The 22,169-nt window shown below is 59.8% G+C and carries 19 protein-coding genes; 12 read left to right on the top strand and 7 right to left on the bottom strand.

Annotated elements, in window-relative coordinates; translation table 11 throughout:
* Positions 1 to 54: 54 nt before the first annotated feature.
* Positions 55 to 777 carry a pirin family protein gene (locus tag GHN86_RS00330; RefSeq protein WP_153377163.1) on the bottom strand — a complete coding sequence of 241 codons (723 nt, stop codon included), beginning with the start codon at positions 775 to 777 and terminating at the stop codon, positions 55 to 57.
* Positions 778 to 929: 152 nt separating this feature from the next.
* On the opposite strand from GHN86_RS00330, the gene GHN86_RS00335 reads away from it, so the two are divergent.
* Together GHN86_RS00335 and GHN86_RS00340 are read left to right on the top strand one after the other, a co-directional pair.
* Positions 930 to 1,880 carry a GlxA family transcriptional regulator gene (locus tag GHN86_RS00335; RefSeq protein ID WP_153377164.1) on the top strand — a complete coding sequence of 317 codons (951 nt, stop codon included), beginning with the start codon at positions 930 to 932 and terminating at the stop codon, positions 1,878 to 1,880.
* A 152-nt stretch (positions 1,881 to 2,032) separates the two neighbouring features.
* Positions 2,033 to 3,409, top strand: coding sequence for an ATP-binding protein (locus tag GHN86_RS00340; RefSeq protein WP_153377165.1), 1,377 nt, complete (start codon positions 2,033 to 2,035; stop codon positions 3,407 to 3,409).
* On the opposite strand, the gene GHN86_RS00345 is transcribed toward GHN86_RS00340, so the two are convergent.
* Positions 3,339 to 6,125, bottom strand: a complete 2,787-nt coding sequence (locus tag GHN86_RS00345) for an ATP-binding protein (RefSeq protein ID WP_228384854.1) — start codon at positions 6,123 to 6,125, stop codon at positions 3,339 to 3,341. The genes GHN86_RS00340 and GHN86_RS00345 overlap by 71 nt on opposite strands.
* 121 nt (positions 6,126 to 6,246) lie before the next feature.
* On the opposite strand from GHN86_RS00345, the gene GHN86_RS00350 reads away from it, so the two are divergent.
* From GHN86_RS00350 to ycaC, 4 genes are all read left to right on the top strand, one after another.
* Positions 6,247 to 7,071 (top strand): alpha/beta fold hydrolase, encoded by an 825-nt coding sequence (locus tag GHN86_RS00350; protein WP_153377167.1) that lies wholly within the window; start codon positions 6,247 to 6,249, stop codon positions 7,069 to 7,071.
* Between the two features lie 199 nt (positions 7,072 to 7,270).
* Entirely contained in the window at positions 7,271 to 7,858 is a 588-nt protein-coding gene (locus tag GHN86_RS00355) for an antibiotic biosynthesis monooxygenase (RefSeq protein WP_153377168.1), read from the top strand.
* Complete coding sequence (locus GHN86_RS00360) at positions 7,855 to 9,693, top strand: amidohydrolase (RefSeq protein ID WP_153377169.1); 1,839 nt, start codon at positions 7,855 to 7,857, stop codon at positions 9,691 to 9,693. Before GHN86_RS00355 ends, GHN86_RS00360 begins: the two co-directional genes overlap by 4 nt.
* A 37-nt stretch (positions 9,694 to 9,730) precedes the next feature.
* A complete protein-coding gene (ycaC, locus tag GHN86_RS00365; protein WP_153377170.1) occupies positions 9,731 to 10,357 on the top strand; it encodes an isochorismate family cysteine hydrolase YcaC in 627 nt (208 codons plus the stop codon).
* Positions 10,358 to 10,401: 44 nt separating this feature from the next.
* Here ycaC and GHN86_RS00370 read toward each other — a convergent pair whose 3' ends face one another.
* Positions 10,402 to 11,832, bottom strand: coding sequence for a mechanosensitive ion channel family protein (locus GHN86_RS00370; protein ID WP_153377171.1), 1,431 nt, complete (start codon positions 11,830 to 11,832; stop codon positions 10,402 to 10,404).
* Positions 11,833 to 11,938: 106 nt separating this feature from the next.
* On the opposite strand from GHN86_RS00370, the gene GHN86_RS00375 reads away from it, so the two are divergent.
* The 3 genes from GHN86_RS00375 to GHN86_RS00385 all read left to right on the top strand — a co-directional run bounded on the left by GHN86_RS00375 (position 11,939) and on the right by GHN86_RS00385 (position 15,616).
* On the top strand, positions 11,939 to 12,823 hold the full coding sequence (locus GHN86_RS00375; RefSeq protein ID WP_153377172.1) for a LysR family transcriptional regulator: 885 nt from the start codon (positions 11,939 to 11,941) through the stop codon (positions 12,821 to 12,823).
* 241 nt (positions 12,824 to 13,064) lie between these two features.
* The gene (locus tag GHN86_RS00380; protein ID WP_153385944.1) at positions 13,065 to 14,441 is read left to right on the top strand and encodes a pyridoxal-phosphate dependent enzyme; all 1,377 of its coding nucleotides are present in this window, start codon (positions 13,065 to 13,067) and stop codon (positions 14,439 to 14,441) included.
* The gene (locus GHN86_RS00385) at positions 14,438 to 15,616 is read left to right on the top strand and encodes a trans-sulfuration enzyme family protein (protein ID WP_153377174.1); all 1,179 of its coding nucleotides are present in this window, start codon (positions 14,438 to 14,440) and stop codon (positions 15,614 to 15,616) included. The genes GHN86_RS00380 and GHN86_RS00385 overlap by 4 nt, the downstream gene beginning before the upstream one ends.
* A 52-nt stretch (positions 15,617 to 15,668) precedes the next feature.
* Here GHN86_RS00385 and map read toward each other — a convergent pair whose 3' ends face one another.
* The 3 genes from map to GHN86_RS00400 all read right to left on the bottom strand — a co-directional run bounded on the left by map (position 15,669) and on the right by GHN86_RS00400 (position 17,685).
* Positions 15,669 to 16,460, bottom strand: coding sequence for a type I methionyl aminopeptidase (map, locus tag GHN86_RS00390; protein ID WP_153377175.1), 792 nt, complete (start codon positions 16,458 to 16,460; stop codon positions 15,669 to 15,671).
* Complete coding sequence (locus GHN86_RS00395) at positions 16,457 to 16,699, bottom strand: ParD-like family protein (RefSeq protein WP_153377176.1); 243 nt, start codon at positions 16,697 to 16,699, stop codon at positions 16,457 to 16,459. Before GHN86_RS00395 ends, map begins: the two co-directional genes overlap by 4 nt.
* A 65-nt stretch (positions 16,700 to 16,764) precedes the next feature.
* Positions 16,765 to 17,685: a LysR family transcriptional regulator gene (locus tag GHN86_RS00400; protein WP_153377177.1), complete on the bottom strand. Its 921-nt coding sequence runs from the start codon at positions 17,683 to 17,685 to the stop codon at positions 16,765 to 16,767.
* A 208-nt stretch (positions 17,686 to 17,893) separates the two neighbouring features.
* On the opposite strand from GHN86_RS00400, the gene GHN86_RS00405 reads away from it, so the two are divergent.
* The 3 genes from GHN86_RS00405 to GHN86_RS00415 are packed head-to-tail and all read left to right on the top strand — an operon-like array spanning position 17,894 to position 21,216.
* Positions 17,894 to 18,820, top strand: a complete 927-nt coding sequence (locus tag GHN86_RS00405; protein WP_153377178.1) for a VOC family protein — start codon at positions 17,894 to 17,896, stop codon at positions 18,818 to 18,820.
* Positions 18,821 to 18,850: 30 nt separating this feature from the next.
* On the top strand, positions 18,851 to 20,305 hold the full coding sequence (locus GHN86_RS00410) for an aldehyde dehydrogenase family protein (protein ID WP_153377179.1): 1,455 nt from the start codon (positions 18,851 to 18,853) through the stop codon (positions 20,303 to 20,305).
* A 41-nt stretch (positions 20,306 to 20,346) separates the two neighbouring features.
* Entirely contained in the window at positions 20,347 to 21,216 is an 870-nt protein-coding gene (locus GHN86_RS00415; protein ID WP_153377180.1) for an alpha/beta hydrolase, read from the top strand.
* A gap of 60 nt (positions 21,217 to 21,276) precedes the next feature.
* Here the strand turns inward: GHN86_RS00415 and GHN86_RS00420 are convergent, their stop codons facing one another.
* A complete protein-coding gene (locus tag GHN86_RS00420) occupies positions 21,277 to 22,128 on the bottom strand; it encodes a fumarylacetoacetate hydrolase family protein (RefSeq protein WP_153377181.1) in 852 nt (283 codons plus the stop codon).
* Positions 22,129 to 22,169: the final 41 nt, after the last annotated feature.

The raw sequence follows: 22,169 nt of genomic DNA on the forward strand, positions 1-22,169 counted from the left end.
GTACCCTTCAGGGGTTTTTGTGTATCGCCGCTGTATGCCAATCGACACATACCTTCACGGCATTTGCGGCAGTTCTTGTGGCCGCAAGTCGAACACCAGCACTTCGGCGTTAACGCCATTGCTCAGCGTCAGCACCTGTTCTTCACGTACCCGAACCCCGTCGCCTTCTTGCAGCGGCACGCCGTTGAGCTCGACGCTGCCGCTGGCTACATGCACATAAGCGTAACGATTGGCCGCGAGTTCCAGGGTGGCGCTTTCATTACCATCGATCAGGGCCGCATACACACGGGCATCCTGGCGCACGCGCAGCGAACCGTTGTCGCCCTCAGGCGAGATGATCAGTTGCAGACGTCCGCGTTTCTTTTCGGCGCTGAAGTGCTCCTGTTGATAGCGCGGTTCGGCGCCGCTGACGTCAGGCACGATCCAGATTTGCAAAAAGTGCACAGGCTGAGTAGTCGAGTGGTTATATTCGCTGTGCGCCACGCCACTGCCTGCGCTCATCAACTGCACGTCACCCGGACGGATCACCGAGCCGGTGCCCAGTGTGTCCTTGTGTTCCAGAGCGCCTTCAAGGACGTAGGAAAATATTTCCATGTCGCGGTGCGGGTGTTGACCAAAACCTTTGCCTGCGGCTACACGGTCATCGTTGATCACCAGCAGGTCGGAAAATCCTTGTTCGTTCGAGTTGCGATAGTTGGCAAACGAGAACGTGTGGAAAGACTTCAACCAACCGTGATCGGCTGCGCCGCGATCCGAAGCTTTACGAAGAGTCAGCATGATGAAATCTCCTATGGGGACGTTGATTCGTCCGAGTAAGGAGAAGGTTAATGGTTATTCATGCGTGCAATAAGTAGGTGAAAATTGTAAGACTGTCGTTTTCAGGTTGACAATCAGTGGCGACGAATTTTTGGATAAAGGCGATCTACCCGATGAAAACCGTGGCAATGGTGTTGTTCCCCAATTTTCTTCTGCTCGATATGGCGGGCCCTATGGAAGTGTTTTCCATTGCCAATCGTTATTTACATCCCGATAAGCACTATGAACTGACCACCATTGGCACCGAACCTGGGCTGCTGCGTGCTTCCTGCGGCATCAACGTACAGGCGGATCTGCACATGGATCAGGCGGTCGAGTCCTATGATTTGTTACTGGTACCGGGCGGGCCGTGTGCCTATAACGAAAAACCGCCTTTGTTGCTGCACTGGCTCAGAGGCGCAGTCACTCGGGCCGGTCAGTACGGTTCGATTTGCACCGGGGCTTTTGTGTTGGGCTTTGCCGGTTTACTCGACGGCTTTCGTGTCACCACTCATTGGCATTACACCGAGCGGCTGATCAAGGCTTTTCCGGCAGCCAGTGTGGAGATCGATCAGATTTTCGTGCAGGACCGTCAATTGATTACATCAGGCGGCGTCACGGCCGGCATTGACCTCGCGCTGTCGGTGGTCAGTAACGACCACGGTAAAAAAGTCGCTCAGGATGTCGCCAAGGTGTTGCTGGTAGTGATGAAACGCCAGGGCGGACAGGCGCAGTTCAGTCCATTGATGGCGGCAATTGGGCCACATGAAACGACAATCACCCGGGTTCAGCAGCAGGTACTGGAGCAGCTCGATCAGACGTTCACTGTCGAATCGCTGGCACGGATGGCCAGTATGAGCCCGCGTCATTTCGCCAGAGTGTTCGCACAAGAGGTCGGCATGACCCCAATGGCGTTTATCCAGAGCGTGCGTATCGATTACGCCCGACAGTTGCTGGAGACCAGTGATTTGCCTTTAAAAACAGTGGCTTTTAAAAGCGGTTTCGGCAGCGTACGGCATATGCGGTTTCTGTTGAATGAACGGCTTGGTCTGACTCCGGCCCAATACCGGGAGCAGTTCAGCTAGCGCGATATGTCCGTAAGGCGCACCGAGATGGCAGTTTTACTCCCATCGTGGCCGTTGTGCTGTTGCAGATGCCTGCCAAGATAGATGAGAACTATTTGCAATGGAGGTGCGGGTCGCTGCGGCTGTTATTCAGTGACTCGCCAGCGACAAGAATGGGCAGTCTTTCGAACATTAACAGCGATGGGGTGCTGCTCTTTGGCTCGTACACCTTCCACGTCCGGCAGCGACTGATCCTTGACGGTGATCGGCCACTCAATTTGGGCGGGCGCGCACTGGACATCTTGCAGTTGCTGGTCGAGCGGGCAGGCGAGGTGGTCAGCAAGGATGAGTTGATCGCTCGGGTGTGGCCTGGCACGGTGGTCGAGGCGATCAACCTTCGAGTGCATATTGCGGCCTTGCGTCGGGCTTTGGGCGAAGGGCGCGCCGAACTGCGTTACATCACCCACGTTCCTCGACAGGGCTACCGTTTTATCGCGCCCGTAAAGGGCCTGGCAACCTTGGGCGAGCCGGTGCTCAAGCCGTTACAAAACCTGCCTGGACGGCTCACAACCCTTGTTGGTCGGGATTCTTACGTCGCCAGTCTGGTCAGGCATATGCTCGGTAAACGCCTTATCACTCTGGTGGGCCCGGGCGGCGTCGGCAAGTCCACGGTGGCCTTACGCACCGCCGAGTTGCTGATGCAGCACTACCAAGACGGCGTTTGGCACGTTGATGCAGGCGCTACCGAGGATCCTGTCGAGGCGTTCGAGCAGATGCCCCTCAGGCTGGAACACGCGCAGTGCCATGCCTTGCTGGTGCTGGATAACGCGGAACATCGGCTGCAACGTTGCTGCGAGCTGGTCGAACATGTGCTGCGGGTCGCCCCCCGCGTGTCAATTCTGATCACCAGCCGTGAACCTTTGCAGGTCGCAGGGGAAACTGTGTTGGCTGTGCCGACGCTGACTGTACCGCCGAGCGAAAATTCGCTTACGGTTGACCAAGCTGTTGGCTATTCAGCCGTGCAACTGTTCGTCATGCGTGCGCGAGCCCGTCAGCAAGACTGGGTCCTGCGCGAGCAAGACCTCGACGCCGTGGGTGAACTCTGCCGAAGGCTGGATGGCCTGCCCCTGGCCATTGAACTGGCCGCATGCCACATCGATACGCTGGGGTTGATCGGCTTGCTCGCACAACCGGAGCACGGTTTACAGGGGCTGGCTCAAGGGCGACGAACGGCCGTTGAGCGGCATCAAAGCCTCAAGGCCACGCTGGACTGGAGCTATCAACACCTCAGCCCGATGGAGAAATTGGTTTTGCAGCGTTTGTCGGTATTCAGGCAGCCTTTCACATTGGCCGCACTGACCCGAGTGGCTGTTTGCTCAAGCGTGTTGCCGACGCTGTTGGCCACAACCGTGGAACGCTTGGTGCTCAAGTCGTTTTTGACGATGGAGCAGGGCGACCGCGCGCCCCGTTACTGTTTGTTCAATACGAGCCGGGCTTACGCCCGTGCGATGCGTGAAGCACCTGACGAGCCCAGACCAGGTCCGGCGTAGCCAACCCTTCTGTGAAACGGTTATAAATCGGCGCCAACAGCGTATGGGCTTGCGCGTTACGGCCTTGCTGCTGCCAGAGCTGAGCCAGAGATGTAGCAGTGCGTAGCTCCCAGGCCAGCGCGCTCTGAGTTCGCGCCACCGTCAAGGCATTGAGCAAGAGTGCTTGGGCCGCATTGGCGTTGCGCGCTGGATCGTCGACCAGCAGCGCTTGGGCTTTAGCCCGCAGAATTTCCGCAGTGCACCAGCCAGCCGCCCCCGTTTTGGCGTTGAGCAACAGTTGATCGTCGACCTTGCTGGCGTCCAGCGTGAGCACAATGTCCTTGATCAATCCTGTGCCCGGTTGTGCGGGTGCTGGGGCTGCTGAACTGTCGATCACCTGCGCGTAATGCCGCGCCCAGGTGTAAAACAGCAGCACCGAATGTTTCTGCGCCTGCTCCAGCAGCAACCGCAAGAGCTTTCGCGCTGTCAAAGTGTCGCCATTGTAGTGGGCGATCAGGCAACTGCCGAGCGCCAGGGTGTAGCAGATCGAGTTGCCATGGTTGATCTGCAGCGCAATATCCAGCGCCTGACGAGCTGTGCGCCAGGCTTGTTCGGGTTGACCTTGCAACCACAGGATGCGCGCCAGAATCGTCAAAGCCGCCACACTCTGGTCGTACTGCACCCCAAAGCCGTGGGTAAAACGGTTGCGGTGCCCGCTGTGGGCCATCCGCTGGATCACCCCTTCGGCATTCACCCGCGCCAGCCCCTGATCTCCGCTAAAGTGCAGTGCCAAGCCGCGCAAGCGATCCGTGCTGAGGGCCAGCACAGCGTCATTGTTTAGTCCCAGAAGGTCGAACTCCCGGCTTTGCTCCAAGGCCCTTTGATAATTGCCACAACTGAGATTGACCGCCATATGCCCCGACACGGCACGCAGCTGCCCGGACACATGGTTGCACTGTTGGCCCAGGATCAGGGCGCTGACAAAGGCGTCAATGGTTTCTGCCGTGCCGCCTTGGGTGTGATAACACGCGCTGCCCAAGGCCAGTTTGAGGGTCATTTCCAGTTCAGGTTGTGGCTGCGGCGCGACGTTCAGCAGCAAGAGGGCTTTGCGCACATAGTGGCCGTGCTCCTTGAGCAGCGACAGTTCCTGCCACAATGGTGCGGAGTGTGCGGCCAAACGGATGGCCAGCGCCTGGGGGCCATCACCGTTCAAGCCCCAGTCCAGCACCCCACGCACATCATCCAGGCCGCGAGCGTAACGCTCGATCCAGCGGCTTGTGGTCACTAATTCCCAGTCATGCCCGGCATATTGCATCAGCTCAAGACAACGCTCGGCATGGCGCATACGGGTGGCAGTCAACTCCTCGCACTCGTCGAGTTTTTCCAGCGCATAGCTGCGGGTCGTGTCCAGCAGACGGTAGAACACATCTTCGTCACCGATTTCGACATTGAGCAGCGATTTGGCCACCAATTGCGTGATGGCCCCCAGCACTTCGCCCCCGATCACCGCCGCGGCTGATTTAACCGTGAAGCCACTGCGAAACACGCTCAGTCGACGCAGACAGGTTTGTTCGAAGGCGGTGAGCAGGTCGAAGCTCCAGTCGAGGGTCGCACGCAGGGTTTGATGCCGGTGCAGGGGGCTGTGCGAACTTTGGGCCAGTAAGCTGAAGCTGCTTTGCAACTGACTGAGTAAACCCGCCAACCCCAATTGAGCGACGTGCCCGGCGGCCAGTTCAATGGCCAGCGGAATGCCGTCCAGTCGCTGACATATGTCGATGGCCAGCGGCAGCTGAGCGTCGTTGAGTTCAAAGCTGTCCTGACAGGTCATGGCTCGCTCAATAAACAGCTGCAACGCCGAAAAACTCAGGGCATGCGCACGGTTGAAGGCCGCGCTGGGCGGCGGGCAGTCCAGTGAACCCAGACGCTGCACGAATTCACCCTCGGCCCGCAGGCTTTCGCGGCTGGTGGCCAGAATATGTACCTGCGGCGCACCGCGCAGAATGTCTTCGCAGAGCACAGCGATGGCATCCACCACGTGTTCGCAGTTATCGATCACCAGCAGCATCTGCCGGTCACTCAAAAATGCCACCAGTTCCTTTATGGGGTCGCCGTCGTGCAGCGACAGTTCGAGCAGCGTCGCCAGATGCGCGGTGATCAACTGTGGGTCAGTGAGCGCCGCCAAGTCCAGAAAACCAATACCGTCGCGATAGCGTCCGATCAGGTGCTCCGCCACGCGCAAGGCCACGGTGGTTTTGCCGATACCGCCGGGCCCGACCAACGAGATAAAGCGCTGGCGCGGCAATGCTTGTACCAAGCGCTCGACCAGCGGCTGACGCCCGAGCATACGGGTATGACGCACGGGTAAGTTATGGGCTTCGGCCACAACGTGAGCGTCAACGCCCTCGATGGCTTCGAGCGAGTACGGGGCGACAAAGCTGTAGCCGCGCTGGGCCACGGTAATGATGAAGCGCTGGCCGTTCTGACCGTCGCCCAGCGCCTTGCGCAACGCAGCCATGTGCACGCGCAGGTTGATGTCCTCGACTACACTTTTGGGCCACACCCCGGCAATCAGGGTCTGCTTGCTGACCACTTGACCGGCGTGCGCCAACAGGATCAACAAAATGTCCAGCGCCGGGCGGCCAAGGCGCACGGGTTGTTCGGTGTCCATCACCCGACGTTGTTCGGGGTAGACCCGGTAGGGGCCGAAGTGAATGGCCTGAGCCGCGGGAAAAGTCAAAGGAGCACTCCGGCAAAAATTAACAACGTTTAACTCGTTCAGTACCCGTCTACGCCTGACACTCTGAAACCTCAAGCCAAGCAGAAGGCATCGGCCTTCCCAGCACAAGGATGAACAGCTCATGAGCACTTTCACCACCCGCGACGGCACCGAAATTTACTACAAAGACTGGGGTTCTGGTCAGCCCATCGTTTTCAGCCACGGTTGGCCGCTGAATGCGGATAGCTGGGAATCGCAGATGCTGCTCCTGGCGTCCAAAGGCTATCGGGTGATTGCCCACGACCGCCGTGGGCATGGCCGCTCCAGTCAGCCGTGGACGGGCAACGACATGGACACCTACGCCGAAGATCTGGGGGAGTTGATCGCGCTGCTGGATTTGCAGCGCGTGGTGCTGATCGGCTTCTCTACGGGGGGCGGTGAAGTGGCGCGCTATATCGGTCGTCATGGCACGGCCAGGGTGGCCAAGGCGGGGCTGATTTCGTCAGTCCCGCCTTTGATGTTGAAGACTGAAGCCAACCCCAAAGGCTTGCCGATTGAAGTGTTTGACGGTATTCGCCAAGCCTCGCTGGCTGACCGTTCGCAGTTGTACCTCGATTTGGCCAGCGGCCCGTTCTTTGGCTTCAACAAGCCGGGTGCCAAAGCTTCGCAGGGCATGATCGACTGGTTCTGGATGCAGGGCATGACCAGCGGTCACAAAAACGCCTACGACTGCATCAAGGCGTTTTCCGAAACCGACTTCACCGAAGACCTGAAGAAATTCGACATTCCGACGCTGGTGGTTCATGGCGACGCGGATCAGGTGGTGCCCATCGAAGCGGCCGGGATTGCTTCAGCGGCGCTGATCAAGGGTTCGACGCTAAAGATTTACCCCGGCGCGCCCCACGGTTTGACCGACACACACAAGGACCAACTGAACGCCGACCTGCTGGAGTTTCTCAAGGCTTGAGTCACAGTTTTCGCTAAAACGGTGTAGTCGCTGACGAGGTACGAGGCTGCGATCGGCGACGAAGTCGTCGTAGAACGGGTTAACGCGGCGCCATAGATTGACCGCGTTCAAAGGTTTTGCGAGCGCTTCGCACTCGATCGCAGCCTTCGTTCCTCGACAGCGGCTACAGAGCGTGCTCAGAGTGATGGAGCCTTGCGCAATGCCTGAATCCAACGTGATGGAGGTCGTGACTCTGGTGATCAAACATCGGGTCAAGGCCGGTTTTGAAGTGCCTTACTCAACCTGGTTGCGCAACATCGTGCGCATCGCCGGGCAATGGGAAGGTCACTTGGGCGTAGACGTGATACCCGGTAAACATGCCGGTCTTGATACCTACACCTGCATCCTGCGGTTTTGTTCCACCGATGCCATGCAGCGCTGGCTCGATTCGCCCCAGCGCCGTGAGTTGGTCAATGAAGCCATCCCCATGCTGGCGGACGGCGACCAGACCGAAGTCAATCCAGCTAACGAGTTCTGGTTTTCGCCGCCAAACGAAACCCGTTCACCGCCGCCTCGCTGGAAGCAAGCGGCGCTGACATTACTGGTGATCTTCCCGCACACCTTGCTGGTGCCGCTGATCTGGAAGCCGTTACTGGGCGTTAGCCCGGTGCTGTCCAACTACGTGGTCGCCACTTTTGTAATCACGCTGACCATCGTGTTGTCGGTGGTTTATCTGTTTATGCCGATGGCGACGCGAGTGTTCGCGTCCTGGCTGACGTCATCCACTGAGCCCAAGGAAACGCGATGAGTGCCGATCTGATTTTGTTCAATGGTCAATTTCACACCGTTGACCGCGAAAACCCGCGTGCCAGTGCTGTGGCCATCAGCGATGGCCGTTTTGTTGCGGTGGGCACCGATGCGCAGGCCATGGCCTTTCGAGGCGCAGGCACACAACTCATTGACCTCAAGGGCGGCTGCGTCATTCCCGGCCTCAATGACTCGCACCTGCACCTGATTCGTGGCGGCTTGAACTACAACCTTGAACTGCGCTGGGAGGGCGTGCCGTCTCTGGCCGATGCGCTTCGCCTGTTAAAAGAGCAGGCGGATCGCACCCCGACCCCGCAATGGGTGCGCGTGGTGGGCGGCTGGAATGAATTCCAGTTCGCCGAAAAACGCATGCCGACCCTCGAAGAACTCAATCTGGCGGCGCCGGATACCCCGGTGTTTGTGTTGCACCTGTACGACCGTGCGTTGCTCAACCGGGCCGCGCTGCGGGTGGCGGGTTATACCCGCGACACGCCGAACCCGCCGGGCGGCGAGATCGTGCGCGACGCCAATGGCAACCCGACCGGCATGCTGGTGGCGCGGCCCAACGCGATGATTCTGTATTCAACGCTGGCCAAGGGGCCGAAGCTGCCGCTGGAGTATCAGGTCAACTCGACCCGCCAATTTATGCGCGAACTCAATCGTCTCGGTCTCACCAGTGCGATTGATGCGGGGGGCGGCTTTCAGAACTACCCCGATGATTATCAGGTCATCGAACAGTTGGCCAAGGATCAACAGCTGACGATTCGTATCGCCTACAACCTGTTCACGCAAAAGCCCAAAGAAGAGTTGAGCGACTTCAAGCATTGGACGAGCAGCGTGACCCTGCATCAGGGCGATGACTTCTTGCGGCACAACGGTGCCGGGGAAATGCTGGTGTTCTCGGCGGCAGACTTTGAAGACTTCCTCGAACCGCGTCCGGATTTGCCCCAGAGCATGGAGGACGAGCTGGAGCCGGTGGTGCGCCATTTGGTCGAGCAGCGCTGGCCGTTCCGTTTGCACGCCACCTACAACGAATCCATCAGCCGAATGCTCGACGTGTTCGAGAAGGTCAATCGCGATATTCCCTTCAATGGCCTGCCGTGGTTCTTCGATCACGCCGAAACCATTACCCCGCAAAACATCGAGCGGGTGAGGGCGCTGGGCGGCGGGATTGCCATTCAAGACCGTATGGCGTTTCAGGGTGAATATTTCGTCGAGCGTTACGGCGCCAAAGCCGCTGAAGCGACGCCGCCGATCAAGCGCATGCTGGCCGAAGGCGTGCCGGTGGGCGCGGGCACCGATGCGACGCGGGTGTCCAGCTATAACCCGTGGACCTCGCTGTACTGGATGGTCAGCGGACGCACCGTAGGCGGTCTGGAACTGCACGCCGAGGGCCTTTCCCGGCTCACTGCACTTGAACTGTTTACCCACGGCAGCGCCTGGTTTTCCTCCGAACAGGGCAAGAAAGGTCAGATCAAAGTCGGTCAATTGGCCGATCTGGCCGCCCTGAGTGCGGACTTTTTCAGCGTCGACGAAGAAGCCATCAAGTGGATTGAATCCGTCCTCACTGTGGTCGGCGGCAAGGTGGTGTACGCCGCCGGCGACTTCGAAACCTTCGGCCCGCCCAGCGTGCCGGTGCTGCCCGACTGGTCGCCGGTGGTCAAGGTCCCCGGGCATTGGCGGCCCACTTCAGCGTTGCAAGCGCAGGTGCATCACTGCAGCGGACCGTGCGGCGTGCATGCCCACCGTCACGAAACAGCCCGTTTATCCAACGCCCCGGTCAGCGACTTCGCCGGTTTTTGGGGTGCCTTTGGCTGCTCCTGTTTTGCCTTTTGATCCTTACCCGAAACACTCAATCTTCAAGGAGTTTTAGATGAGCACTGTTCCTTACAAGCGCCTGAACAAAGATGACGCCGTGGTGTTGCTGGTCGATCATCAGACCGGTTTGATTTCGCTGGTGCAGGATTTTTCGCCCAACGAATTCAAAAACAACGTGCTGGCGTTAGCCGACGTGGCCAAGTTTTTCAACCTGCCAACCATTCTGACCACCAGCTTTGAAAGCGGCCCCAACGGCCCGATGGTGCCCGAATTGAAGGAGCTGTTCCCGGACGCGCCGTACATTCCGCGCCCCGGCCAAATTAACGCGTGGGACAACGAAGATTTCGTTAAAGCGATCAAGGCGACCGGCCGCAAGCAATTGATCATCGCCGGTGTCGTGACCGACGTGTGCGTGGCGTTCCCGACGCTGTCGGCGCTGGCGGAAGGGTTTGACGTGTTTGTCGTGACGGACGCTTCGGGCACCTTCAACCAGACCGTGCAACAAGCGTCCTGGGCGCGCATGACCGCGGCGGGTGCGCAATTGATGAACTGGTTTTCGGTGGCGTGCGAGCTGCAAGGTGACTGGCGCAATGACATGGAAGGTTTGGCCAACTTGCTGTCCCAGCGTATTCCCAACTACCGCAACCTGATTAATAGCTACACCGTGCTGACCGCTAAATAAATCGTTCGTTGTCGCTGTCGCACACTGTCGGCAGTGACAACGGGCTATTGGCGTGTCTGCAACCAACTTAAAAAACCGCCTTTTTTGATCGGTGCCGGGGCGGCCATCAAGGCCGAGCGGCTGCTTTGCTCGCGCACCGCCTTCAACGTATTCAACGCCCGTCCTACTTCTGACCGCTGGGCCATGCACTCTCGGGTCAGGGATTTGTCGATCCGGTAGATGATGCTTGAGGTCAGGGTGGTGAACGTCGCCTGTGACGGCGAGTCTGCCAGCACGCTCTCTTCGCCCATGATTTCCCCTGGTCCCATGCGGCCTGCTTCGACCGGCCCGGTTGCACCTGTCACGCTGACGCTGATTACGCCGGTGGCGATGATCATCAGGCTTTCCGGCACGTCGTTCAGGGCCAGCACCACCTGGCCTGCGGCGTAGGGCTGGGCAATCATCGACTGGGCGATGCGGTCGCGTTCCTCTTCACTCAGAGAGCGGAAAACTTTCACTTCATCGAGCAAGGCGCGGGCGCGTCCGGCAGGTTCGATCACGGCGTCGAGCTGGCGTGAAATTCCCGCAGCTTCCAGATGACGGTGCGCCAGGTCGAAGAGTTGATTGCGCACTGAACCCTTGTCGCCCAGCTCGCTGATAAACCCGCTGATCACGTATTCGGACAGGCTTTCACCGGCTTCCTTGAGCAGCACTTTGGGCGCAGGCGTGGGCAGCAACCGGCTGCTGCCTTGTAGCGTACGCTCCAACGCATCCAGTACGCGGCGTGGACGAATGTGGTTGGGCACTTGCAGGCTGATCGAGACCCCGTGCAGGTTGACGGGGCGGCTCAGGTTGACAATCTTGGCCTTGGCCGCCACCGAGTTGGGCACCACGGCGGTGCTGCCGGTGCTGGTCAGCAGGTGAGTAGCGCGCCAGTCGATGTCCAGCACCTTGCCCTCAACGCCGTCAATCAAGACCCAGTCGTCAACTTGATAGGGTTTGGTGGTGTTGAGCACGATGCCGGAAAACACGTCGCTCAGGGTGCTCTGCAAGGCCAGACCGATGACGATGGCCACCACGCCCGAGGTCGCCAGCAACCCTTTGACTGGCAGCTCCAGAATGTAGGCGGCAGCGGCTACGATGGCGGCCAGAAACACCAGTGCGCCGATCACATCCTGCAACAAGCGCCCGCTGTGACCGATGCGACGCATCAGCACCAGGCCGATCAACTCGGTCAGCACCCGCGCCGCGTACAGCCACCACAGAATCCCCAGCGCCGTAGCGCCCAATTGCATCACCGGGTCATCGGTAAATAACGGAGCCTGCAACGGGCTGACCCCGGCGTTGATGATGAGCGCACTGAACACCATAAACAGCGCCAGTCGCACACCGACCCGCAGCACACGCTGCTTGAACGGCTGAACGTGCCAGAGCACGGCGTCGATCAGCAGCAATAAGGCGCCAAAGGACAGCGGATGAGCGAGGACAAAGGGCATGGATACACTCCAGTTGCTGATGGCGGGGCCGTGAATACAGACTAGTCGGGTGTTGAAATGCGAGAAAGCGGCTATAAAGGGTTTAACTGTCCACCAGGCTGTGACAATGAACCCTTTTGAAGATATGCGTATTTTTTGCCAGGTCATCGACTCGGGCAGTTTTACCGCGGCGGCCGACCAGTTGGGCCTGTCCAAGCAGTTTGTCAGTCGCCGTGTGATGCAACTGGAAGAGCGCTTGGGCGTGCGCTTGCTCAATCGCTCGACTCGGCGACTGGACGTGACGCCCTTGGGTCAGAGCTACTACGACTCGGCCATGCGCTTGCTCAACGACGTCGAGCAGATGGAGCAGGGCATCGCCGGGCAAACCACTGAGCCGCGCGGCACCTTGCGGCTCAGTGCACCGTTGTCCTTTGCCATGGCGCATCTGGGCTGTTTGCTGCCGTTGTTTTTGCAGCGCTACAGTGAAATAGCGGTGGAGGTGGACCTCACCGACCGTCCAGTGGATTTGCTCAGCGAAGGGTACGATCTTGCATTGCGCATTGGCGTGCTTGAAGACTCCACACTGATTGCCCGCCGTATCGCCCTCATTGACCGTGTGTACTGCGCCAGTCCGGCTTATTTGGCTGAGCGCGGTACGCCACTCAAACCTGAAGACTTGCACACCCATGAGTGCCTGCCTTACGGGCACGGTCGGCAGGTGCAGTGGCGCTTTGAAGGGCAGGGCAAGCCTTTGACCCTCAACGTCAGCGGGCGTATGCGGGTCAATAATGGTGAGTTGCTCAGGGATGCGGCCATCGCCGGCATCGGGATTACCTACCTGCCGACGTTTATTGTGGGCGCGGCGCTGGAGGATGGGCGGCTGGTGCGGGTGCTGGACGAATTTCGCAGCGCGCCACTGGCCCTCTCGGCGGTGTACCCGCAGCACCGCCAGCGCTCGCCAGCGGTGCAGGCCTTGATTGAGTTTCTGCGGGAAAGACTTGATCAGACTTAGGGATGGCGAACAGATGTTGTAGTCGCTGTCGAGGAACGAAGGCTGCGATCGGCGCCAAAGCCGTCGTAAAACTTGACACACCGAGGCGCCCCATTGTGCGACCGCTTCGCGTTCGATCGCAGCCTTCGTTCCTCGTCAGCGGCTACACGGCATAGACAGTTGCAGTCCCACGTTGCGGCAAATGAATGGCGGCCTATGGTTACTACATGGATGTTTGCCGTAAACCACACGAGGTGACGACATGTCCCACAACGCCCGCCCCGCCGTGCTCGAATTGATCGGTAATACGCCGATGGTGCGTGTCAGCCGTTTTGACACCGGCCTGTGCACTCTGTTTCTCAAACTAGAATCACAGAACCCCGGAGGTTCGATCAAGGATCGCATCGGCTTGGCCATGATCGACGCCGCCGAGCGCGACGGGCGCTTGGTGCCCGGCGGCACCATTGTCGAGGCCACCGCTGGAAACACTGGCCTTGGTCTGGCGCTGGTGGGACGGGCCAAAGGCTATCGGGTGGTGCTGGTGGTGCCCGACAAAATGTCCACCGAAAAGGTCTTGCACCTCAAGGCCATGGGCGCCGAAGTGCACATCACCCGCTCCGATGTGGGCAAGGGCCATCCCGAGTATTACCAGGATGTAGCCGCGAGGTTGGCCGCAGGCATTCCCGATGCGTTTTTCGCCGACCAGTTCAACAACCCGGCCAACCCGCTGGCCCATGAGTGCAGCACGGCGCCGGAAATCTGGGCACAAACCCAGCATGACCTGGACGCGATAGTGGTCGGTGTCGGTTCGGCGGGCACGCTGACGGGACTGACCCGCTTTTTTAAACGGGTGCAGCCCGATCTTGAAATGGTGTTGGCTGACCCGGTGGGTTCGGTCATGGCTGAATACAGTCGCAGCGGCCTCATTGGCCAGGCCGGTTCCTGGGCAGTGGAAGGCATCGGCGAAGACTTCATTCCCTCGATTGCCGACCTGTCGAGCGTTCGCCATGCGTATTCCATCAGCGACGAGGAAAGTTTTGATCACGCCCGTCAATTGCTTCGCGCCGAAGGCATTCCGGGCGGCTCTTCCACGGGCACCTTACTGGCCGCCGCGCTGCGTTATTGCCGTGAGCAAACCGTGCCGAAACGGGTTGTCAGTTTTGTCTGCGACACCGGCACCCGCTACTTGTCCAAGGTCTACAACGACCAATGGATGAAAGATCAGGGCCTGCTCCAATACAAACATTACGATGACCTGCGTGACCTGATCGCCCGGCGCTTTGAAGATGGCCGGGTGATCAGCGTCGGCCCGGATGACACCTTGCTGACCGCGTTTCAACGCATGCGTCTGGCGGATGTATCGCAGCTGCCGGTGCTGGAAGACGGCAAGCGTCTGATCGGCGTGATCGACGAATCCGACATTCTGCTGGGCATGCAGGAAGACCCTTCACATTTTAGTTCGACGGTTGCCAGCGCCATGTCCCGCACCTTGCAAACCCTGCCGCCGAGCGCCAGTCTGGCGCAGCTGCAGGCTGAACTCGACCGCGGGCTGGTGGCCATCATCGCCGACGCTTCGGGCTTTCACGGCCTGATAACCCGCGTTGACCTCCTCAATCACTTACGCAGATCCCTTGTATGAGCCTTGACGATAAAACCGGCGCGCCCCGCGCGTTTGCCACCCGCGTGATTCACGCAGGCCAAGTGCCAGACCCTTCAACCGGCGCGCTGATGCCGCCGATTTACGCCAACTCCACCTACTTGCAGCAAAGCCCCGGCGTGCACAAAGGATTGGATTACGGGCGCTCGCACAACCCGACGCGGTTTGCCCTGGAACGTTGTGTGGCCGACCTTGAAGGGGGCACTCAGGCCTTCGCCTTCGCATCTGGGCTGGCGGCCATTTCCACGGTGCTGGAGTTGCTCGACGCCGGTTCCCATGTGGTCTCGGGCAATGACCTGTACGGCGGCACCTTTCGCCTGTTCGACAAGGTGCGCCAGCGCAGCGCCGGGCACCGTTTCACTTTCGTCGACCTCAGTGACCTCGCAGCCTTCGAGGCCTCATTGCAGGACGACACGCGAATGGTGTGGGTCGAGACGCCGAGCAATCCCTTGCTGACCCTTACCGATCTGGCTGCCATCGCGGGTATCTGTCGTGCCCGCGGCATCCTGTGCGTGGCTGACAACACCTTTGCCAGCCCATGGATCCAGCGGCCACTGGAGTCGGATTTTGACGTGGTGGTGCACTCGACCACCAAGTATTTGAATGGCCACTCCGATGTCATCGGCGGCATCGCCGTGGTCGGGCAGAACCCTGATCTGGCTGAGCGCTTGGGCTTTTTGCAAAACTCGGTGGGCGCCATTGCCGGGCCGTTCGATGCCTTCCTCACCCTGCGCGGGGTGAAAACGCTAGCCCTGCGCATGGAGCGCCATTGCAGCAATGCGCTGGAGCTGGCGCAGTGGCTGGAACGCCAGCCGCAGGTGGCACGGGTTTACTATCCGGGGTTAGCGTCGCACCCACAGCACGCGTTGGCGTGCAGGCAGATGCACGGCTTTGGCGGAATGATCAGCATCGACCTGAACACCGATCTGGCCGGTGCCCGACGCTTTCTTGAGAACGTGCGTATTTTCGCTCTGGCCGAGAGTTTGGGCGGGGTTGAAAGCTTGATCGAGCATCCCGCGATCATGACCCATGCCAGCATTCCGGCTCACACCCGTGCGCAACTGGGCATTGGCGATGGACTGGTACGGTTGTCGGTGGGGGTTGAGGCGGTGGAGGATTTACGCGCGGACCTGGCCCAAGCGTTGGCCAGAATCTAGCGTCGGCCCAATACCTGCGCCAGCCAATCAGCAGGCGCAGGTTTTGATCCGCTTAGACGATGGCGGGGTAGTCGGCCATCGAGTCCGGCCACGGGCTGAGCACTTCAAAGCCGTCATCGGTCACGGCAACCATATGTTCCCATTGAGCCGACAAAGATAAATCCTTGGTGACCACGGTCCATTGGTCGGCCAACGTTTTCACATGGCGTTTACCGGCATTGAGCATCGGCTCGATGGTGAAAATCATCCCGGTCTTGAGCTTCATGCCCTGGCCCGGATAGCCGTAATGCAGTACTTGCGGCTCATCGTGGTAGACCTTGCCGATACCGTGTCCGCAATACTCGCGCACCACGCTAAAGCCTTCTTTTTCGGCCAGGGTCTGGATGGCATGGCCAATGTCGCCCAGCGTAGCGCCGGGACGCACCACACGAATGCCTGCACACATGGCGTCATAGGTGGTTTTCACCAGATGCCGGGCTTCGGGGGAGGGCTCGCCGACGAAGTACATGCGGCTGGTGTCGCCGTACCAACCGTCCTTGACCACGGCGATGTCGATATTGACGATGTCGCCGTCCTTGAGCGGTATGTCCGAAGGGATGCCGTGGCACACCACTTCATTGACCGAGGTGCAGACGGTTTTCGGAAAGCCGTGATAGCCGACGTTACCGGGGATCGCCTTCTGCACATTGACGATGTAGTCATGGCAGATTTTGTCCAACTGGTTAGTGGTCACGCCCGCCTTGACGTGCTCGCCGATCATCGCCAACACCTCGGCGGCCAGCTTGCCCGCCACTTTTGACTGGGCAATCTGTGCCGGGCTGTTGATAACGACGTTGGCCTTCATGAATGCGCTCCAGTAATAACAGGTAAGTCTTGCAAGGCGACGTTCAGATCAAGGCCGCCCGCCTGCTCGGCACGCACGAGTAAGCGGCAGATCTGTTGGTGATCAAGGTTGGGGTGCAGCTCGGTGAGCATGCCGATACGCATCCAGTGTTCGGCTTGCGCATTGATGGAGCGGCTCAGCGCGTTGCTGGCGACTCGCAGGTTTTCATGCATTTGCTCGGATATTTTGACGATGCCCATCAGGCGGTCCATATGAAATGTATATGGAACGTATATTAGGCGAGGGTTGGGCGTAGCCGCAACCCTCAATCGTTTTCGCAGTGCTGGGCCTGCGCCCACCGCCGCAGCTCTTTGAGAAACGCGTTTATCAGGGGCGACAGTGCCGTGTCGGCCCGATACGCCACCCCAATAGGGCGCAGCGCATAGGCGTTGTCCAGCTTGATCCGGCTCAGGTGCCCGCGTGTGACCCGCGACGAGGCCAGCGGTGAGGGCAGCATGCTGAGAAAGTCAGTGTGCTCCAGCACTTGGCTGACCAATTCCATTGAGGCGGTTTCCAGAGCGATAGCGTCGCGCATCAGTCCCAGTGAGGCCATGCCGGCGTCTACATCGCGGCGCAAGGGGTCTTGTTCAAGGCAGGCGACCCAGCGGTAACTGCGCAACTGCGCCAGGGTCACCGACTCCAGCCGTGCCAGGGGATGGTCGACGCGGGCGACGATGTCCAGCGTGTTGCTGAGCAAGGGCTCAAAGCTCAAGCCGTGATCCGGGGCCAGCATCTGGGTGCCGCCGATCACCAGATCAAACTGGCCATTGTCCAGAGCCTCCAGTAGATGCGGGGTAGCGCCGGGCGTGATGCGGATCGAGGCTTTGTCGCGGGTGGCGAGAAAACGGCTGACCGGTTCGGCCAGCAGTTCGTTGGCCAGATAAAACGCCGCACCGATGCGCAGCTCCCCCACGTCGCCTTTTTGCAACGCCGTTCCCGTCGCCGCCGCCTGAAGACTCATTTCGTAGAGCTTGCGACCGTAGGACGCCAGTGTCTTGCCTTCATGGGTGGCGAAGGAGCCGTGCTTGCCTCTGACCAGCAACTGCACGCCCAAACGTGATTCCAGCAGGCGGATTGTGCGGCTCAGGCCGGGCTGGGTCAGGTTCAGAGATTCGGCGGCAGCATGGAAAGAGCCCAGCTCGACAATCAGGTGCAACTGAATGAGATGACGCGGATCGATTATCACGGGGTGGCCTTTTTGTTTCGCTCGATTCTAGCAACCTGTGTCCGCGCTTCCCATGCCTGAATGGTGGCATGTGGGGCATCAATGCCAGGTGTTATCGATCGCCCCGGCGCGTTGATTCTTGTGATTGGACGCTGATTTTGCCCTGCCGTAATTTGCCCTCGCACCCCCTCCGATACGATCCACCCCCATCGCAAGAGGCAGACGGTCAATGACCATACGTAACCTTCAGCACTTTTCCATGACCGTCCCGGATCTGGAAATCGCTCGCGTGTTTTATCAGGACTTCGGCCTGCATACCTTTTACCGCGACGGCACCTTGGTGTGCCGCTGTTTTGGTCGCGATCAAGACCAGATCATCCTCACCCAAGGGCAACGCAAACGCTTGAGCTACGTCAGCTACGGGACGGACAGCGAGTCACTGGCTGGCGTCAGACAGCGCCTGGAGCAAAACGGCATCGCGCTGCTCGATGCCCCGGCCAATGTGCCCGGTGACGGTCTTTGGTTCCGCGACTTCGATGGCATGCTGACCAATATCAAGGTGGCGGCAGAAGCCCCCTGGGACACGGCACCACGGGTGACTTTCAATACCCTGACCCAGCGCACGGCCCGCAGCGGTCGCAGCGAGCTGCTCGATGAGCGGCCGACCCGGCCGAGGCGCATGGGCCATGTTGTGCTGTTCTCCACAGACCCGGCCCGCAAAGTGGCTTTCTATAACGAGCTGTTCGACATGCGCCTGTCTGACCGTGTCGCCTCGTTTCTCAATTTTCTGCACGCCTCCCACGGCAGCGATCATCACATCGTGGCGTTTGGTAAATCGTCCACCTACGGCCTGCACCATGTCGGTTTCGATGTGGGCACCAGTGATGAGGTTGGCGCGGGCGCCCGGCAAATGGTCAACAAGGGCTACATCCCCGGTTGGGGGCCGGGCCGGCATTTTGTCGGTTCCAACACCTTCGCCTATCTGCGCGATCCGTGGAACAGCATGCACGAGTACTTCGCCGACATGGACTACATCAGCGCCGACGCGGGCTGGGAAGCCAAAGACTGGGTCGAGGTCGGCACGCGCAGCATCTGGGGCGAATCCGAACCGCTGGACTTCCCGAAAAACTTCGAGACACCGGAGCTGGAAGGTTGATCACCGTCGGTAAACCACAGGAGAGGGCATATGGCTGCGACATCGGAGTTTGAAAACAGGCTGTTTATCGACAACCAATGGGTGGACGCCGCCAACGGTGCCACCTTGGCGACTATCAATCCTTCCACCGGGCAGGTGCTGACCGAAGTGGCGGCCGCTGGCAGTGAGGATGTGGATCGCGCAGTGTGTGCAGCCCAGCGTGCCTTCGAGGGGCATTGGGGCGCCACTGACGGGGCTGAACGTGGGCGTTTGCTTTACCGACTGGCTGATTTGGTAGAGCGCGACGCGGCCTGGATCGCCCGGCTGGAAAGTATCGACAACGGCAAGCTCCTGGGCATGGCCCGGCAGGCCGACGTGCCGAATCTGGTGCGCACCCTGCGTTATTTTGCCGGCCACGCCGACAAGCTCGACGGGCGCAGCATCGCGGTGCCGGACATGTTTGGCCGTCCCGTGCTGGCGTACACCGTGCGTGAGCCGCTGGGGGTGATCGGCGCCATCGCGGCTTACAACGCACCGACCCTGTATGTCGGCTGGAAGGCCGCCGCCGCCTTGGCGGCGGGTAATACCCTGGTGTTCAAACCCGCCGAAGAGGCGCCGCTGTCGACTTTGCACATCGCCAGTCTGGTGGCCGAAGCCGGTTTTCCTGCCGGAGTATTCAATGTCGTGCCGGGCGCAGGGCCGATTGCCGGTAGCGCGCTGGCGCAGCATCGGCACGTGGCCAAACTGAGTTTTACCGGCAGCGGTGCCGTGGGGCGGGTGCTCGCGGCTCAGGCCGCAGAAAGCCTTAAACCACTGACGCTGGAACTGGGCGGCAAGGCGGCTCAACTGGTGCTGGACAGTGCGGATCTGGCGCTGTCGGCTGAGACGTTGGCGATGGGTTTTTTGGCCAATCAGGGGCAAATCTGCGCAGCCGGCACCCGGCTTCTGGTGCATCGCAGCCGGGTTGATGAGCTGGTGGAACGCCTGCTGGCGATTATTGAAGCTCAAGTGCTGGGGGATGCGTTGGAACCGCTGTCGACGCTGGGGCCGGTCATCAGTGAGCGCGCGCGGGAGCGGATTCTCCAGCATTGCCGCGCAGGTGAAGCGCAAGGCGCGCACAAAGTGTGCGGCGGCCAGGCCGTGGATCGCCCCGGTTTCTTTGTAGAGCCGACGTTATTTGTGGCGGATAACCAGATGTCGATTGCCCGTCAGGAGATCTTTGGACCTGTGGCCTGCGTGATTCCTTTTGATGACATCGACCACGCAGTGGCGATGGCCAACGACAGCCCGTTTGGCCTGAGTGCCGGGATTTTCACCCGCGAACTCAGCGAAGGTCATCGCATTGCCCGGCAATTACGCACCGGTGCGGTGTGGCTCAACGGGTTCGGCCTGATTGATCCGGCCCTGCCCTGGGGCGGCATTAAAGGCAGCGGTTACGGGCGCGAAAATGGCCCTAATGCGCTGGATGACGTGACCCATGAAAAGGTCGTGACCGCCTTGCTCTGAGCAGTTGCTCAATCCCACTCTTGAACATCGAGGAAAGTGAAATGCAGACCCACGTCTCAATTCCATCGGACGGCCTTGAGCTGGCCGCCGTGCTGCACGTACCCGACGGCGCGCAAGGCGGGTTGCCTGCCATCGTCGTCATGCACGGATTTGGCGGTAACAAGGACGGCGAAACCCACCTGATAGAAGCACTAATGTATGAAAACCTCGGCTATGTCGTGTTGCGTTTTGACATGCGTGGCTGCGGTGAAAGCGGTGGCGTGCCGGGCAGGATCATCTGTCAGGATCAAGTGGCCGATGTGCGTAACGTCGTCACCTGGTTGCGGGCCTGCCCGTACGTGGCACAGGGCCGGGTATTGCTCAGCGGTCAGAGTTTCGGGGCGGCAGTGGGACTCTTTGCCGGTGCCGTTGATGACCGCGTGGCTGGGGTCATTGCCATTGGCGGGTGGGGCGACGGGTTGCAAAAGTCCCGCGATCAACATGCGACACCTCAGGCGTGGGCGCGCTTCAGCGAACTGATGGCGCAGGGCCAACGCCACCGCGAACAGACAGGCCAGTCATTGTGGGTTGAACGCTGGGACATTGTGCCGGTGCCCGAGTCGCTGCGCAGTCACCTGCCGCCGGGTTCGGTGATGACGTTCAGCGCTGAGACGATGGCCAGCATTTGCAGTTTCCGACCACGGGACGTGATCGACCAATTGGCGCCACGGCCGTTGTTGTTGGTGCATTCGGCGAGCGACAGCGTGACCCCGACCGCTCAGGCCATTGGGGTGTTCGAAGCCGCAGGGAAAGGCGCGGAACTGGTGTTGTTGACGGACGTTGATCACTTCCCGTTTGCCGACGGCGGCACCCGGTTGCGGTCAATTGTCGAAGGCTGGCTGGCGAGGTATTTCCCACTGCAAAGCTGCTAATCCAAGGGGCAACAAGGGGGCCAAGTCTCCTTGTTGCCCTGCGGGTCATGGATTGTTCACTCAGACCTGCTCGGCCATCACGCGGTTTTCGATGTGCCCCAACTGGTCGATCTCTGCACGTACCACATCCCCCACCTCTAACAATTTGCCCAGTGCGACGCCCACCCCCGACGGGGTGCCGGTGGCGAGAATGTCACCCGGTTCCAGGGTCATCACGGTAGAGAGGTATTCAATCTGCTGGTATATGTCGTAAATCATGTCGCCAGTGGTCATTTTCTGCCGCGTCTGGCCATTGACCGACAGGCGCATTTCCAGTTTCAGCGGATCGGCGATTTCGTCGGCGGTGGTCAACCAGGGGCCAATCGGGCCGTGACTGTCGAAGGACTTGCCCAAGGTAAAGGTGGGTGATCGTTTCTGCCAGTCGCGGGCACTGACATCGTTGGTCACCAGATAGCCGGCAATCACCGCCCGCGCATCTTGCGCTTTGACGTTACGGCAGCGTTGACCAATGACCACACCGAGTTCGATCTCGTAGTCCAGTTGTTCGACCACGTTCGGGTAGATGATGGGGTCGTAAGGGCCGGTGAGGCACGACACCTGTTTGTTGAACCACAGTTGGCTGGTGGGGATGGGAATACCCGCCGCCCGTGCTTCCTCTGAGTGCGCTTTGTAGTTCAGGCCGATGGCCAGGTACTTTTGCGGATCGTTGATCGGGGTTTCGAGGCGCACTTGGTCGAGCGGGTAAGCGGGGGCTGAAACGGCTTCCAGTGCCGGACGCAGGGTGTTCAGTACGCTGAGCATGTGGCGCATGGAGTCGGTGACCCCGGCCACCCCAGACAGGTCAATCACGCGGTCGCCACTGAGTTTGCCAATGCGGGTGCGCCCGCTCTCTGTAAATCGAACGATTTTCATGGGTATGTACCATTTTTTTAGGGGGTTGATTGAAGCGTGCA

This window comes from Pseudomonas helleri (genome assembly GCF_009600315.1).
Taxonomy (GTDB): Bacteria; Pseudomonadota; Gammaproteobacteria; order Pseudomonadales; family Pseudomonadaceae; genus Aquipseudomonas; species Aquipseudomonas helleri_A.